Source organism: Lysinibacillus sp. FSL K6-4013, from assembly GCF_038630435.1.
GTDB classification, from domain to species: domain Bacteria; phylum Bacillota; class Bacilli; order Bacillales_A; family Planococcaceae; genus Lysinibacillus; species Lysinibacillus boronitolerans.
This window is the reverse complement of sequence record NZ_CP152031.1, coordinates 3,881,504-3,897,610: the sequence shown is the minus strand read 5'-3', so window position 1 is coordinate 3,897,610 and position 16,107 is coordinate 3,881,504. Positions and strand designations below refer to the sequence as shown.

17 protein-coding genes are annotated in these 16,107 nt (G+C 37.8%); 8 read left to right on the top strand and 9 right to left on the bottom strand.

Translation table 11 applies throughout. The features are described from left to right. Positions 1-191: 191 nt before the first annotated feature. Positions 192-1,549, bottom strand: a protein-coding gene (locus MHB39_RS19310; RefSeq protein WP_128568261.1) for an IS3 family transposase whose coding sequence is annotated in 2 segments (ribosomal slippage) — positions 192-1,096 and positions 1,096-1,549 — 1,359 coding nt in all. Because the reading frame shifts where the segments join, the coding sequence is not laid out codon by codon here. A 175-nt stretch (positions 1,550-1,724) separates the two neighbouring features. Between MHB39_RS19310 and MHB39_RS19305 the strand changes: the two genes are divergently transcribed. Together MHB39_RS19305 and MHB39_RS19300 are read left to right on the top strand one after the other, a co-directional pair. Next, positions 1,725-2,756, top strand: a complete 1,032-nt coding sequence (locus MHB39_RS19305; protein ID WP_342545003.1) for an ABC transporter permease — start codon at positions 1,725-1,727, stop codon at positions 2,754-2,756. A gap of 2 nt (positions 2,757-2,758) precedes the next feature. Further along, the gene (locus MHB39_RS19300; protein WP_342545000.1) at positions 2,759-3,433 is read left to right on the top strand and encodes an ABC transporter ATP-binding protein; all 675 of its coding nucleotides are present in this window, start codon (positions 2,759-2,761) and stop codon (positions 3,431-3,433) included. Positions 3,434-3,473: 40 nt separating this feature from the next. Here MHB39_RS19300 and MHB39_RS19295 read toward each other — a convergent pair whose 3' ends face one another. The 3 genes from MHB39_RS19295 to MHB39_RS19285 are packed head-to-tail and all read right to left on the bottom strand — an operon-like array spanning position 3,474 to position 5,584. After that, complete coding sequence (locus MHB39_RS19295; protein WP_342544997.1) at positions 3,474-4,283, bottom strand: SDR family oxidoreductase; 810 nt, start codon at positions 4,281-4,283, stop codon at positions 3,474-3,476. 2 nt (positions 4,284-4,285) lie between these two features. Next, positions 4,286-4,987, bottom strand: coding sequence for an SGNH/GDSL hydrolase family protein (locus tag MHB39_RS19290; protein ID WP_342544996.1), 702 nt, complete (start codon positions 4,985-4,987; stop codon positions 4,286-4,288). Continuing rightward, a complete protein-coding gene (locus MHB39_RS19285) occupies positions 4,988-5,584 on the bottom strand; it encodes a TetR/AcrR family transcriptional regulator (RefSeq protein ID WP_016992091.1) in 597 nt (198 codons plus the stop codon). A gap of 180 nt (positions 5,585-5,764) precedes the next feature. Between MHB39_RS19285 and MHB39_RS19280 the strand changes: the two genes are divergently transcribed. Next, positions 5,765-6,124: a VOC family protein gene (locus MHB39_RS19280; protein WP_016992092.1), complete on the top strand. Its 360-nt coding sequence runs from the start codon at positions 5,765-5,767 to the stop codon at positions 6,122-6,124. A gap of 82 nt (positions 6,125-6,206) precedes the next feature. Next, complete coding sequence (locus tag MHB39_RS19275; RefSeq protein ID WP_342544993.1) at positions 6,207-7,292, top strand: S-layer homology domain-containing protein; 1,086 nt, start codon at positions 6,207-6,209, stop codon at positions 7,290-7,292. Positions 7,293-7,330: 38 nt separating this feature from the next. Here the strand turns inward: MHB39_RS19275 and MHB39_RS19270 are convergent, their stop codons facing one another. Next, on the bottom strand, positions 7,331-8,077 hold the full coding sequence (locus tag MHB39_RS19270; protein WP_342544992.1) for an arylamine N-acetyltransferase: 747 nt from the start codon (positions 8,075-8,077) through the stop codon (positions 7,331-7,333). Positions 8,078-8,263: 186 nt separating this feature from the next. Between MHB39_RS19270 and nagB the strand changes: the two genes are divergently transcribed. Further along, on the top strand, positions 8,264-8,977 hold the full coding sequence (gene nagB / locus MHB39_RS19265) for a glucosamine-6-phosphate deaminase (protein WP_342544991.1): 714 nt from the start codon (positions 8,264-8,266) through the stop codon (positions 8,975-8,977). A 20-nt stretch (positions 8,978-8,997) separates the two neighbouring features. On the opposite strand, the gene MHB39_RS19260 is transcribed toward nagB, so the two are convergent. Next, complete coding sequence (locus MHB39_RS19260; protein WP_342544990.1) at positions 8,998-9,897, bottom strand: DMT family transporter; 900 nt, start codon at positions 9,895-9,897, stop codon at positions 8,998-9,000. Between the two features lie 121 nt (positions 9,898-10,018). Here MHB39_RS19260 and MHB39_RS19255 point away from each other — a divergent pair, with 121 nt between their 5' ends. Both MHB39_RS19255 and MHB39_RS19250 read left to right on the top strand, forming a co-directional pair. Continuing rightward, entirely contained in the window at positions 10,019-10,927 is a 909-nt protein-coding gene (locus MHB39_RS19255) for an LD-carboxypeptidase (RefSeq protein ID WP_342544989.1), read from the top strand. A gap of 15 nt (positions 10,928-10,942) precedes the next feature. Continuing rightward, positions 10,943-11,344: a cytidine deaminase gene (locus tag MHB39_RS19250; protein WP_339280335.1), complete on the top strand. Its 402-nt coding sequence runs from the start codon at positions 10,943-10,945 to the stop codon at positions 11,342-11,344. A 352-nt stretch (positions 11,345-11,696) separates the two neighbouring features. On the opposite strand, the gene MHB39_RS19245 is transcribed toward MHB39_RS19250, so the two are convergent. The 3 genes from MHB39_RS19245 to MHB39_RS19235 all read right to left on the bottom strand — a co-directional run bounded on the left by MHB39_RS19245 (position 11,697) and on the right by MHB39_RS19235 (position 14,794). Further along, a complete protein-coding gene (locus tag MHB39_RS19245; RefSeq protein ID WP_342544987.1) occupies positions 11,697-13,283 on the bottom strand; it encodes a catalase in 1,587 nt (528 codons plus the stop codon). Between the two features lie 296 nt (positions 13,284-13,579). Beyond that, positions 13,580-14,089, bottom strand: coding sequence for a hypothetical protein (locus MHB39_RS19240; protein ID WP_048391820.1), 510 nt, complete (start codon positions 14,087-14,089; stop codon positions 13,580-13,582). A 15-nt stretch (positions 14,090-14,104) separates the two neighbouring features. Continuing rightward, entirely contained in the window at positions 14,105-14,794 is a 690-nt protein-coding gene (locus MHB39_RS19235) for a phenylalanine--tRNA ligase beta subunit-related protein (RefSeq protein ID WP_048391818.1), read from the bottom strand. A gap of 59 nt (positions 14,795-14,853) precedes the next feature. On the opposite strand from MHB39_RS19235, the gene queG reads away from it, so the two are divergent. Next, on the top strand, positions 14,854-15,984 hold the full coding sequence (gene queG, locus MHB39_RS19230) for a tRNA epoxyqueuosine(34) reductase QueG (RefSeq protein ID WP_054548666.1): 1,131 nt from the start codon (positions 14,854-14,856) through the stop codon (positions 15,982-15,984). The last annotated feature ends 123 nt before the right edge of the window (positions 15,985-16,107 follow it).

The window sequence follows — 16,107 nt, the reverse complement described above, 5'->3', positions numbered from 1 at the left end:
TATATTCATACAACAATTGATATTCACAGTTCGTATAAAATAGTAAGACCGTGATTAGAAATCAAAAAATAGCAATTCATTCAAGGCGAGGTTCTATAACAAAATAAGATTTTAGCAAGTAAAGATAAATAAAATTCACAAAAGAAGCCACTCTATGGGTGATCTGACCCGAAAAAGTTAGACATATTTAGTTAAGCAACTTCTAAGACCTGAATTCGGTATTCCACCGGACTTAGGTCTTTTAATTTTGCCTTTATTCGTTTGTGATTGTAATAGTAAATATAGTCATGGAGTTCCTGTTCAAAATGTGCCATGGATTCAAATTCTTGTAGATACAGGAGTTCAGATTTTAATAAGCCAAAGAAATTTTCAATAACTGCGTTATCCAAACAATTGCCCTTACGGGACATACTCTGCGTAATCCCGTGTTGTTTTAATGTTTGTTGATACTTTTTCATTTGATAATGCCAACCTTGATCTGAATGAAGAATGACTTGATCACCTGATTCGAGGCGCTCCAATGCTTGTTCTAACATATTATGGACTAGTTTATACACTGGACGCTTCATTACCGTGTATGCAATGATTTCGCCATTACATAGATCAAGGACGGGTGATAAATAGCGTTTCTCACCAAATAGATGGAACTCTGTCACGTCTGTTACCCATTTCTCGTTCATTTTTTCCGCTGTAAAATCGCGTTGTAATATGTTTGGGGCAATTTTTCCGACGTTACCTTTATACGAACGATATTTCTTCATGCGGACTTCACACTTTATGCCAATGGCATTCATCAAGCAGTTAATCGTTTTTGGATCGTGATGAATACCAAATTTTTTTAATTCTTTGGTGATCCGACGATAACCATAACGTCCCTTATGTTCATGATAAATGGACTGAATTGCGACTTTCACATCAGCGTATTTATCATGACGATTCAAACGCTTTTCCCAGTAATAATACGTACTACGTGGAATATCAGCGACTTTGATTAATTCCACTACTTCATAGATTTCCTTCAGTTCATAAATTACTTGCGCTTTGATTTGATTGGTAATTTTTCTTGCATTTGAACTAAAGTATTCAACTTTTTTAAGTACGCATTCTCCATTTCTAATTGTTTAATTCGTGCTTCTAACGCCTCAACAGATCCTTCAGCTGGTGTTGATTTCGTTGTTCTTTTTGTCTCTTTTTTCATAGATGGATGCCCCTTTTTCTTAGAAACAAGGGCATCATAACCACCAACTTCAAACTTCAACTTCCAATTCCGAATCATGCCAGGAGATGAAATATTGAATAGTGCAGCTGTGTCTCTCGAAGATGTACCTGTCTCGTTCATATAATTAAGTACATTCATTTTATAGTCAGCTGAATAGTTTGTATAGGACTTTAAGAAAGTCTCTACGCCATTTTTTTGATAACGGCGAACCCATTCACTGACGATCTGAGCTGTCACACCGATATCTTTCGCAATTTCGATCAAAGTTTCATTTCCATTTAAATATCGTTGAACTGCTTGAATACGTTGTTCAGCACTTACTTTTGCCATAAAAAAACCCCCGTAAAAGTTAGATTGGTGTCTAACTTTTACGGGGCAGTTCAGGGATAAAAATGCCTTTATAGAGTGGCTTTCTATATCATCCCTACATTTTAACGATTAGTTCATGCTCTGTTCATTTAACAATTATAAGCTATGAGTAATCAAAGAAATGGAGGGGTTAGTGATGAATCTTGCCTGGAAAGAAATGAAGAAGAATAAAGTACGGTTTTTAATCTTGGGCTCCATTATCTTCCTAGTTAGTTTTTTAACGTTTATTATCTCGGGTTTAGCAAATGGTCTGTCACAGGATAATGCTGCTTTAATTAAGGATTTACCGAAGGGACAATTTTATATGGCTGAGGATGCGGATGGAACGTTTAATCTTTCAAGAATCGATAGCAATCTCCAGCAGGAAGTCTTTAGTAAAGAAAAAGAGGCAGTAGCTTTTTCGATCCAGATGGGCTTTTTAAACGATCAGGATGATAAACAGCAAAGTGTAGCCTTTGTGACATCAACGGAATCTAAACTTTTTAGCAATGTGCAACAAAACGAGGTGCTTTTGGATCGTTCGCTGCAAGATAAAGGAATTCAAGTTGGAGATATATTAACGAATAATCAGTACGGTGGAAAGTTTATTGTAACAGGTTTTGTAGAGCAAAAAAAATATAGCCATGCTCCCGTTGTTTATATTAGTGAAAAGGCTTATCAGGAGATGTATCGAGTGGATGATAAGCAGTTAATTTATGTACCAAATAGTGAGCCGAAAGATATTAAGGGATTGCAAGCTTATAGCAATAAAGAGTTTCTCAATACTATCCCTAGTTATAATGCGGAACAGTTATCTTTAAATATGATTATCTGGTTTTTAGTGGTGATTAGTGGGATGTTGTTTGCTATTTTCTTCTATATGATGAATGTACAAAAAATTGGCTTGTATGGCATTTTAAAAGCGATTGGATTAAAAACAAGTAAGCTATTTAAAATGATTTGGACACAGATGGCTATTATTACAATTTTTTCACTTATTGTATCAGTCAGCCTTAGCCAGCTTTTCAACGTCGTTGCTCCTAAGGGGATGCCATTCACCTTATCAATGGGTACTACAGCACAGTTATCCATTGTGTTCCTCCTCATAGGCTTTATCGGTGCTACATTATCAGGAATGCAAATTAAAAAAATTGAACCGTTACAAGCAATACAGCAGGGGGAGGCTTAATCATGACGGTATTTACAATGGATGAAGTACGAAAAACGTTTAAGAATGGAGAAGTCGAGGAGGAAATCTTAAAGGGCATCAATCTTTCTTTAAAAGAGGGAGAGATTACAGCATTGGTAGGTGCTTCTGGCTCTGGGAAAAGTACATTATTAACGATAGCAGCAGGATTACAACCAGCAACAGATGGGCAAGTGCTATTTGAAGAACAAAATCTAACTATGATGAGCCCTGAACAGATACGAAAATTACGTGCAAGTAAATTCGGCTTTGTTTTTCAATTTGCACATCTCGTCCCATTTTTGACAGTGGAGGAGCAATTGTTATTAATGTTAGATGTTGCTGAATCTTCATTAAAAAAGAATGAACAGAAATATGAAGTCAATCGGCTATTGGAGTTAGTTGGAATGGAACATCGTAAAACTGCCTATCCTTCCTCCTTGTCAGGGGGAGAGAAGCAACGTGTAGCAATTGCACGTGCTATTATTCATCAACCGAAAGTATTGTTTGCTGATGAACCAACGGCTAGTTTAGATTCACAGCGCTCTAAAGAGATTATGGTGTTATTAAGAACATTAACAAAAACTTTAAATATAACAACATTATTAGTGACGCATGACGAAGAAATGTTGGCATATACAGATCGTATTATTAAAATGAGCGATGGTGTCGTATTATAAAATAAGCAAGGCTCCCATTAGAAGGGAGCCTTGTGAAACATTAGGTTAAACGTGCATTACGACTCACTTTACAAACCATTCTCATTAACGCTTTGTGTAAAAAAGGAAAAATAGTAAAAACAACATCCAGTGTTTTGCGCATTGGCATTGGACAAATGATAGGCTTATTTTGATGAACACCCTCTATAGCCATTTTTGCAATTCGCTGAGGTGAGATCATTTTTTGCTGCTTTAATTGTTGGGTGATAATTGATTTATCCATATGAATCGCCTTTGCATTATCGAAAATTGGTGTATCCACAAACGTTGGACATAAAGTACTCACCTTAATCCCGAATTCCTCAGCCTCATAGTGTAGAGAGGTTGTTAGTCCTATAACAGCATGTTTGGTAGTAGCGTATGCAGTAGAAAAAGGAGAAGGTCCTAACCCTGCAGCAGAGGAGGTATTGACGATATGACCAAAACCTTGTTTTTTCATAAGTGGGTAGCCTATTTGAGTCCCATAAATGACACCCCATAAATTAATGGCCATAATTTCCTTCCAATCCTCAATAGTCATTTCACCCATCTCCCCATACATAGCGATACCAGCATTATTAAACAGATAATCTATACGGTGAAATTCTTCAAATACATCATGAATGACAGAAGTTACATTTTTGTAATCGGTTACATTTAAATGTACAAATTTTACATGGGCGATATCCTTATTTAACTCTGCTTCTAACACACGACCCTCATGATCTTGAATATCAGCAATAATGACAAATATATGGCGAGCAATTAATTCCTGGCAAATAGCCTTTCCTATCCCTGATACACCACCTGTAACAACTGCAACCTTTCTCATCTTTAGAACCTCCCGATTTTGTCTCCTTCGACTTTATAAAGTTCAATGATAGAGCTATATTGCTGTGCCACTATATCAGCACCTTTACTATTCAAATGAACACCATCTAAAGTTACATGTAGCCCTCTTTTTTGAGATAATTTATCGATACGTAAAGGACTTTTGTAAAATAAAACATCCAGTAGGACTCTTATTACATTCGTATTAATAAAGCCTGAGCACTCCAAATGTTCTAAATGCTCTTTAAAGAGATTTTGCATATTTACAAAATAAACATTGCCAGATTTCATTGAAATAGACTCCATAACAGACGTTAATTGTGTTATTTCTTTGTTAGAGGGATTTTGAAGATCTTCTCCTACTAATGTTGGAGATACTAACACTACATTTTTAGAAGCGGCATGTGCCTTCTCTACTACTTTGAGGCAGTACTCTTCGAATTCAATATGATCCTTCGCCACTGGTTGTGCTTGCACCTTTAATAATTTTGAATAGACGTCATTGACGCCTATCCAAATAATAAGGAGATCATAGGAAGATTGGAGTGGTGCTTTTTCCAAGCGAGTAAATAAACTTTTAATCGTCTCGCCTGGATTGCCAAGATTATCGAATGAAATATGAGGATATTGAAGTTTCAAGACATTATAAAATGAAACGCCTGGACGACCTTCTGTTAAGCTATCACCTATTAAACCTACTTTCATTTAAATCCCACCTTTTTTAATTTCTTTTAAGAAAATCGTTATTGCCTGTTGAAAGAGTGGTTCTAATGATTTTAAATTTTGAGTATTGGTGAGCTGACATAATCCACCTAGCCATGTACCAAGTAAGATGGTCCATGTATCAACATTGCCATTAATAAATTCGTTTTTGTCGATGCCCTCTTGAAGAATTGCTCGATAAGCATTCATTGGCGTAATAGCTAAATTAAATAACTGTTGTATAGAATCAGGACTTGATTTTGGATTAGATGCCAGTTCCTGACCTGACTTTAGTAAAGGTGTTTGATACTCATAGAGGACATGCATGGCCATACCATACAATTTATCTGTTGATGTGGTGTATGAAGATTCTTGTTGCAACCATTTGTCATGCCAATTTTTCATCGATTGCTGCGCCAAAAGCACAAATAACTTTTCTTTATTTTCGAAATGATAATAAATATGTCCTTTACTATAACCAGAGGCTTTCGCAATATCACCAACAGATGTCTGATTATAGCCATGTTGAGAAAATAATTGGATGGCGTGTTTGATAATTTCAATCTTTGCCTTATCACTGTCATAGCGTCTTTTACTCAATGTTGTACTCCTTTAATGATTTGAACAGTCGTTCTAATTTAATTATACATAATTTTCTAACTAATTAAATACATAAATTTTTTATTCGGAATATTGTCAAAATTCTAAAGCCTTTAGGAAGGGAATTCCAATTAATTGTTGAATTATTTGTTATGCTAAAAATAAAGAGGAGGCATATGGATGGGAAGAGTGATTGGCTTTGAATTAAATAGTCAGGAACCGGAGAAAGCGGCAGCTTTTTATAGTAAAGTGTTTGGCTGGGAGGTGGCAGCTCCAAATTGGGATTATTGGGCAGTTATGACTGGAAATGAAGACAAAGCTGGAATAAATGGTGGCATTGGTAAAGGACCAAGCGATTTTCCACATGGTACAAGAATTCAAATTGAAGTCGATGCAATTGACGAAGTCATTGCACAGGCAAAACACAACGGTGCTACTATTTTGCGTGACAAAATGGCGTTTGATGATTTCTATCTTGCTTATTTGGTCGATCCGACTGGAATAGGGATTGGATTAATTCAATATAAAAATAACGAATAAAGTCTCTTTTAATAGAGGCTTTTTTCATTTTAAGCATATGAATACGTCTTTATGGGTAAAGAATCGAAGGAGGAGGGATAATGTGAAGAACATATTGAAGCTAGTATGTTTGATCCTGATAACGATTGGTATTTTACCAAAGGAAGTGCAGGCAGCCAACTTTATCGATCTAACGGATGATACATTGACGACGGAAATTCATTATTTAGTAGAACAGGATATTGCGAAAGGGTATTCTAATAACTTGTTCAAGCCGAATGATTATATTACGAAAGCACAGGTAGCTGTAATGCTAACACGTGCTTTAGGCTTAAACACGATCCATGTACAAAATCCAAACTATCAAGATGTCACAACCACCCATAAATTTTATAAAGAAATTGCGGCTGTGCAAAATAAAGGTATATTTGATACTGCCCATAAATTTCATCCAGATGCACCGCTTACAAGGGGGGAAATGGCGATTGTGCTAAGTAGGGCCTTTCAATTAAAAGGTTCAGATCCTTATTATTTTACAGATGTGAGTAAGCAGACACCAGGTTATAAAGAAATTTTAACACTGGCCCATAATCATTTAGTAAGGGGCTATGAGAATGGTTCGTTTAAACCTAATGACCCTGTTACACGCGCCCATTTCTCAGCGTTTTTAGCAAGAGCAATGACGCTATCTAAGCCTAACTTGCTAAAGGACCCCGCATTTGAATATACGTATGCCTATTACTCTTTAAGTGACAATAAGCGTTATACTTTAAACTATCAATATCAGCAACACGACGGTAAAAATGATGTATGGACAGTCAAAAATGTAACTACAGGACAAACTATTTCTGATGAGCTTTTATATGGTCATGATCGAGCATACGGTCAAGCCATTGCTAGTGAAGCTAACACACATTATGATTTATATATAGAACTGCCACTTAGAATAGGTGTTGTTTTACATGAAGATGATCCAGGGATTTCTGCCGGGGAACGAGTAACTGTAAAATCTACTGATGGCACAGTACAAGCTGGTGAAGTGCAATATACGGGCGTGGTTATAGTAGAGAAAAGGTCAGAATTTAGTGATGTGGTGAAAACTTATTATTTTGTAGATGATATAGGATTAGTCAAAGAGCTACACAATGACATAGTTGTGTTTGAATTGCTCAATCGGACAATGGAATAATGTGAAAGGAAAGCAAGCCACCGATGGACTTGCTTTCCTTATTGTTGTATAGAGATATGAAAAAAACGCTGTAGAGCTTGCAGCCATTCCTTCTCAGTGTTTGTTGTATAAGTAGTTAAGGATTGTCCTTCATAAATTCTAAATTCGTTGTTCATCATGGTATGACGGCCACCAATGGTTCGAATCATAGCAATTTTATTTTTTTGCTTGGAAAGTCGTGGTGCAAATTTTGCATCATTGGCATCGTCGTGAAAACTATAAAGCAAACGCCAACTATGTTTAGCTTGTTCCAACAGCATCCAACCATTCGCTTCATCATAATCTATTTTATATAACTCTTTACCTTCACGGTGTTGATAGCCAGCAATCAGTGGCACTGGTTTACAGGGCGCTAAGGCACCGACACCTACATCCGAGATATAGAATTGACCACCATCATTCACTAACAATAATTGATGCATGGGGATTTCCTCTGAAGGAGTATTTTCCGTTATGTTGCGCCAAAACTGAGCATAGCGATTGGTGACAGAAAAGCCAAGCTCCCGTAAGAGCCAGCTGAATAAGATATTTAGTTCAAAACAATTGCCACCACGTTTATCAATAATTATTTTTTGAAATAAATCAGGAATAGCGAAGGAGATCCCACGGTTCAAGGCAACATCTAAATTTTCATAGGGAATGTTTAATAGATGTTTAGTTTGTAATTGTCCAAGTAGCTGTATAGATGGCTCTAACGTTCCTTGAAATTGAATATGCTGTAAATAGTGCTGAATCTGTTCATTCATACAATCGCCTCACTTCCTTATTAATAACATAACCGAAATAGTCTAGGATTACACGCATAAAATGAAGTAGGAAATGATAGAAAAATAGATAAATAACTAGTAAGATTAATATATTAGCTACTATAAAGTGAAATATTATACATATTAGTTAATAATATTGATAGTAAGGTAGGTATCGTATAAGGAATGAAATGGATAGAAGTGAATACATACGAGGAACTTAGTGAAGTGGCAGCTACTATTTTCTCCAAACAAATACAAGAGAAACCTGATAGTGTTTTAGGTTTAGCAACTGGTGGATCACCTGTAGGTATGTATAAGAAATTAGTGGCTCGACATCAGGCTGGCCATTTATCTTTTAAAAAAGTACAAACCTTTAACTTGGATGAGTATGTAGGTCTTGAGCAAACAAGTCCAGCAAGCTACTTTACATTTATGCATGAGAATTTATTTAATTTTGTGGATATACAGCCGGAAAATATCCATTTGCCAAATGGGAAGGCAGCCAATTTAGCAGAAGAATGTGCTGCATATGATAAGCGCATTGAAGAAGCAGGAGGCATTGATTTACAGCTTCTTGGCATTGGTGTAAATGGACACATCGCTTTTAATGAACCAGGCACATCGTTTAATTCCAAGACGAATATCGTGGAGTTAACAGAGTCCACAAGAACAGAAAATGCTATTTACTTTGATGATCCATCTGAAGTACCAACACATGCGATTACAATGGGCATTCAATCCATAATGAAGGCAAAGGAAATCATCCTCATTGCCTTTGGTGAAAAAAAACTCCCAGCGATTGAGAAATTGAAAAGTGGTCATATTACAGAAGAATTCCCAGCAAGCCAATTATTAAACCATCCTAATGTTACAGTAATTTATGGTGGTACGAATTAGCAAAAATAAGCAAAGACTTCTTAGGATTGAAGTCTTTGCTTATTTATTTTTCCTGATAAAATAACCCCTGCTACAACGGCTAGTCCACCTATAAGCTGAAAAGAGTGCAATCTTTCACTTAGAAAAAGAACAGCGAAAATGGAGGCAAAAACAGGAATGAAATTTAAATAAATACTTGCCTTGTTCGCTCCAAGCTGGATAACACCACTGTTCCAGCAGAGAAAAGCAACGATGGAAGCGAAAATACCAACATATAAAATAGCAGCAATGGTTGACCATTCCCAATGAATTACAGTTGCGCTAGACAGTGTTTCATAGAGAGAAAATGGGAATAACACAATAGCCCCAAGTCCAATCGTTACTAGAAAGGTAGATTGCCCTGGTAAACGAGTGGCATACTGTTTAATGAGCAATGAATACACGCTCCAACAAAATACCGCTGCGATCACAATTAAGTCTCCTTTGTTGAAAGTAAAATCTACCATCCTTGTAAAAGAGCCTCCCATTATAATAAAGGCAACTCCACACAGAGATAAAACGGTCCCTATTAACTGAAATTTTGATAGTTTTTCCTTCAAAAAAATAAAAGAAAGTATGTAAATCATTATAGGCGTAGAAGAGTTCATCAACGATGCATTAATGGACGTTGTGTAATGTAATCCAATGTAAACAAGCGTGTTAAATGCTGCAACACCTGTTAACGATAAGATAATGACAATCAGCCAATGTTTTTTCAGTATCCGCCATTCATGCTTTAATTGGCGAAATGCTATGGGAAAAAAGATAATAAATGCGACACACCAGCGTAAAAAGGCAAGTGTTAGGGGAGGGATATCTCCGCTAATGGCACGTCCAATAACAAAATTACCACCCCATAAAAGAGTTGCGAGTACTAATAATATATATGGTGGTATTTTCATGAAGCCATAACCCCTTTATTAATTGAATAGTAAAGTTAATTATAGGCAATCAGCGTAGCAATAATCAATGCCTCTGAAGTTTTGCTATGCTAAAATAAGGAAAACAAGAGGAGGAATAACTGTGAAAAGTACCGTACCATGTTTACAAAAGGGAGATTTAGTCGGTGTTGTTGCACTTTCAAGTCTTGTAGAGCCTGAAAAACTAGGAGAAGCAGTAGCCTTTTTAGACGAATTGGGACTTCGTTATATTGTGGGTGATACGATTCATGCAAAACATGAATATTTGGCAGGTAGTGATGAAATCAGACTAGCTGATTTTCATGACATGGTGAAAAACCCAGAAGTGAAAGCAATCTTTTGTGTAAAGGGAGGCTATGGCTCTGCCAGAATAGCTGAAAAAATTGATTATGCCTTAATAGAGGAAAATCCTAAAATTTTCTGGGGCTTTTCTGATGTTACATATATACATTGTGCGATTAATGAATATGCCAATATGGTGACATTTCATGGACCAATGCTTATGTCAGCTAATAAGATGGATGATTTATCGAAGAAAATGTTTTTACAGCTATTCTCTCCGATGGAAATTCAGTATACAGAGGCAATTTCTCTGTTAACAACGATTGCTGGAGGCATTGCACGTGGTGAAATGATTGGAGGGAATCTCTATCGTCTTGTCAGCACACTAGGAACCAAATTTGAAGTGCAAACTGAGGGCAGGATTTTATTAATAGAGGATGTAAATGAAACGATTCCGGTTATTGATTCGATGCTTCAGCATTTAAAACAAGCAAGGAAGTTCGAGCAATTAGCAGGAGTCGTCATTGGCTCATTTACACAGACAGGAACTGATGAAGCAGCACTTCATTCATTAATGAAGGAGTATTTTGCAGATTTAGGGATTCCAGTAGTGGCAGGTTTTAAGATTGGACATGAAACAACGAATATTGCCATTCCATTAGGAACAGAGGCTATTTTAGATGCACAGGAAAAGATGTTGAGGCTATTACCAGGCGTGCATGAGGAATAAGGAGACGTAAGTAAGATGAATATAGAAAGAAAACTTTATGAAGCAGCGGTAGCATTAGCAGAAAAAAGATACCCCTCTGGATGGGGAGGAGCCGCAGCTTTATATACCGCAGATGGGCAAATTTTAACAAGTGTCGCACCAGAGGTCATGAATGCTGCTACTGAATTATGTATGGAAACAGGTGCCATCCTAGAGGCACATAAATTGAATACAAAGGTTACGCATTCGATTTGTGTTGCTAGGGAAGACGAAACATCTAAATTTGTAGTGCTGACACCCTGTGGAGTCTGCCAGGAAAGACTTTTCTATTGGGGAGAGAATGTAAAGGCGGCGATTACGAATGCAGATGGTGAATTGGTATTTAAATCATTAAAGGAAATTCAACCTTATCATTGGTATAAGGCATATGAACAATAAGCAAAAGACATTACAAAAAATGTAATGTCTTTTCTTAATGTTGCAAAACAGTCAATTGAAAGGTAGAAATGGATTTCCGTTGCAGGCTACTTGCTTTCCTGTGTGAGCGCCGAGCCGCTTCCTCCGCTACTGCTCCGTTTAGAGGCTTGCCTGTCTCGTATCCCACGAGAGGTCTAAATACCGATAATGGGCTATTTGATCTATGAAAAAGTAAAGACCTTTGCAGAATGGTTGATTGGAGCGGAGCCAGCTTCACTCCTAGGAGATTTAGCGTCGCAGATGAGACCCTGGAGCGAACGGAAGTGAGTGAAGCGGCTCAGGGACGCCCCCTGGATCATTTTTTTTAGCTTCGTTAATAAGGTTCGGCATCGTGTCCTTTCTTCACTGCATCTTGAGGTGCTTGATCACCATTGATATTGCCAAGTGGTTTTGATGCCGAGGAGTCTTTTTGAGCGTTGTTTAAACCTTTCTTCAGTAAGCGACCATATTCTTCATCGGCTTCTTCTGCTAAAGCAATCATGGCGTTTTGAATGTCCTCATGACAGACCGATAGATCACGTATTAAATTTTCAAGAAGTTCATCGCGCTCCCACTGTTCAAAGTTACGATAAGTTTCACCAGCCTGTTTGGTATTACTTTGACGATCAATTGATTCACGAACAAGGTTTCCTTCAACGAATGGTGTATATTCTTTACCAGCCTGTGTTGCTTCCCTTAATCCATTCAGCATGGATGGCTCATAATTAATATGTGGATTTTGGCCAGGTGCCAAATCACGCTTATACATCATCTGCCCACCATGTTGATTGGTAGCTACACGTTTTTTCGGTGCATTAATTGGAAGCTGTAAGTAGTTGGCTCCTACACGATGGCGTTGTGTATCAGAATAAGAGAAAGTACGACCTTGCAACATTTTATCATCAGAGAAGTCTAAGCCATCGACAAGTACCCCTGTGCCGAAAGTAGCCTGTTCTACCTCAGCAAAATAATCTTCAGGGTTTTTGTTTAATACCATTTTGCCCACTGGATACCATGGGAATTGATCGTTAGGCCAAAGCTTTGTATCATCCAATGGATCAAAATCAAGCTCAGGGTGTGGACCATCCTCCATAATTTGAACATGTAGCTCCCATTCAGGGAAGTCTTTACGTTCGATGGCATCATATAAATCTTGTGTAGCATGATTGAAATTCTTCTGTTGGATTTCTTCTGCTTCTTTTTGTGTTAAATTTTTAATTCCTTGAAGCGGTTCCCAATGATATTTGACAAGGACTGCCTTGCCTTCACTATTCACCCACTTGTACGTATTAACCCCAGAACCCTGCATCATACGATAATTTGCAGGAATTCCCCATGGAGAGTACACAAATGTTACCATATGGAAGGTTTCTGGTGAGCTAGCACAAAAATCAAAGAAACGTTCAACGTTTTGAATATTAGTAATGGGATCAGGCTTAAAAGCATGAATCATGTCTGGAAATTTCAGCGCATCGCGGATAAAGAAGATTTTTAAATTATTGCCCACCAAATCCCAGTTGCCATCCTCTGTATAAAACTTTACTGCAAAACCACGGGGATCACGTAATGTTTCTGGAGAGTGCCCACCATGGATAACAGTTGAAAAGCGCACAAAGACAGGCGTTTTCTTCCCTTTTTCCTGAAAGACTTTTGCGCGTGTATATTTAGAAATGGGTTCTTTGCCAACAACACCATAGGATTCAAAATACCCATGTGCTCCAGCACCACGAGCATGCACAACCCGTTCTGGAACTCTCTCTCTGTCAAAGTGGCTCATCTTCTCTAGAAAATCATAATTTTCAAGTGTTGCAGGACCGCGATTACCAACTGTTCTTAAATTTTGATTGTTTGTAATGGGATGTCCCTGTCGATTGGTCAATGTCATATCTTGCTCATGTGTTGAATCATTTTGCTGTGTCATAGTATGACCCCTTTCCTATAGATACTTCCATTTTGTCCTTGAATGGGGCAAACTAGTCATCCAAATTATTCTTTGAGTAAATAAAAAAGCTCTCCATACATAAATGTAGGAGAGCCTTGGATGGCGTTTTCAAATGGAATCAAGTTGTTTTGAGTATGGCCATTGCTTATAGTTGGTCATTAGTCATCGGTCATACAGTAACAGGTAACTTGTTATTGGTTTTTAACTAATTAGCCAAAAAAGCTAGATTTGAAAACAGCACATCCAACTCGGTTTGGAGTCTCACCGTCCCGAGTCTAGAAATAACGGGAATCGTCAAAATTAATTTGAATACTGTAATTTTTTGAATTAATAAGATTAGATAGCTTATGTGCATCTTTTTCAAGCTTTGTAGCTCGTTCTCTATATTCATCTGGCTCATACAAAGCAATTTCATATAACATTGTATTTTCGCCATAGCCAAATCTTACACTCTCTTTTTCTCGCATACTGAAATCTTTACACATATCAGCCTCGGCACGAAGTTGTGTTGCTAGTTCGATGGCTTCTACTAGTGCTAGCTTTTGACCTTTAAAGTCTACTGTGTTTTGGATGTTTGCTTCGTAAACGAGGCGGTCTAATGTACGAGTATCTAGACGAACTTGGGCTAAGTCAGCTTCAATAAGGGGGAGTGCTCGATTACTTGTTTTAGGGGCTTGTCCCTTTTCAACTGTTACAAAGGCACTGCGATGTAGTTCGTTTACTAGCTCTTGAGTTTTCTTTCCTAAAATACTTTTTAGTTTAACAGCTTCTGCAAGATTAATCACGAAAACACGTCCTTTTTATAGTGTTATAGATGGTACATCATTTGATATAATTGCGATTTGATAATGTCCGCCATGAATTTGATTAAACATTTTCCCAGCTGACGCTAGCAGTTCATTCGCTGCATCATTTGTTAAGGAAGGGCGGAAATAAAAAATATGTAACGCATCAGTTGTTTCCTCTGTGACAGCTGTGCGTTTAGAATCAACAAAAGGTGAGCCAAATGCTCCTACCTCATCACGACTATACAGAATATTTTCTAATGTGTTAAAGCGCCCATTCAAACCTTCATAACCAATCTCGTCATGACCAAGATCAATTGTTACAAACCCTTTGATTTGAGCAACATCATATAGCCCAATTGGCATTTCATATTGAAGTGAAAAGAAATTATTTAAATCAACACCTGAATGAATTGGCGTTAAATAGTTCTGCTTACTAATTCGACGCATAAGGCTTTCTGCTGAGTGACGATAGCGATTTGGATCAGCACCAAGCTTTTTCCAAATTTGTCGCCATTCTGCGATCCCCTCACGCTGTGTTACAGGAAGTTCCTGCATTTCAAGAAAAAGATTTTCCTGATACAATTGCATACGCCCTTTAATCATTTGAGGGGATTCTGCTACAACAATTTTGGTATAATGAATAATGCCGATTTTTAGCTCGGGATGTTGTGTTAATAGAGTTGGGTTAATGGAAATTTCCAATGAACATCACCTACTTTATCTATTTCTAATATTGTACCATGTAAGGAGTTGGAAATAAAATGAACATACACGACCTACAACGTGATTTTGTGGCATATGCGATGTCCATTGGTGTTGATAAAATAGGTTTTACAACAGCAGCTCCCTTTACAGAATTAAAAAACAGATTGCGTCGCCAGCAGGAGCTTGGCTATCAGTCTGGATTTGAAGAAAGTGATATTCAAAAACGTACAGAACCCCTTCAATTACTAGATGAAGCAGAGAGTATTGTAGCGATAGCTGTGGCTTACCCTTCACGTATGCAAAATGCACCAATTGGTAAAAGGGGTGCGCGACGTGGAATTTTCTGCCGTGCTTCATGGGGTGTCGATTATCATACAGCATTACGTGAGCGTTTAAAGCTATTATCCACTTGGCTTGAGGAACATGTCAAAGGTGTACGTATTGAATCAATGGTTGATACAGGAGCCCTTGTAGATCGGGCGGTAGCTGAACGTGCAGGCATTGGGTGGAGCGGAAAAAATTGCTCGATTATAACGCCTGAATTTGGTTCCTATGTGTATTTAGGAGAGCTCATTACAAATATTCCATTTGCGCCAGATAAGCCAATGGAGGATGAATGCGGAGATTGTCGACTGTGCTTGGATGTTTGTCCAACGGGAGCCTTAATTCAAGGTGGACAATTGGATGCACAGCGTTGTATTGCTTTTCTGACTCAAACGAAGGGTACATTACCAGATGAGTTTCGTAGTCATATCGGTAATCGACTCTATGGCTGTGATACATGCCAGACAGTATGTCCTAAAAATAAAGGGAAAATTAATTGGATTCATGAAGAATTTATACCAGATCCAGAGCTAGCCAAACCATTATTGACACCGCTTTTAACGATTACTAATCGGGAATTTAAGGGGAGATTTGGTCATGTTTCAGGCTCATGGCGTGGAAAAAAGCCTATCCAGCGTAATGCCATCTTGGCACTTGCTCATTTTAAAGAGGAAGCCGCCATACCAGATTTGATTGCTCTACTTCATAAAGATGACCGTCCTGTCATTCGAGGCACAGCCGCATGGGCTTTGGGTAAGATTGGCGGGGATACTGCACAAACTGCCTTACATGAAGCAGAAGCTACAGAGCAGGACAAAGAAGTGCGAAGTGAAATTTATAAAGGGTTGCAGTTTTTTAAGTAGTATTGGATGTAGAAGCAATTGACTAACTACAGTTTAATGTAGGGATGAAATCAATTGCTTGGAGTTTCTATGATTGAGAGCGGATCCGCTCTAATTGTGAGAAGAGTCGCTCCAAAAGAGGAA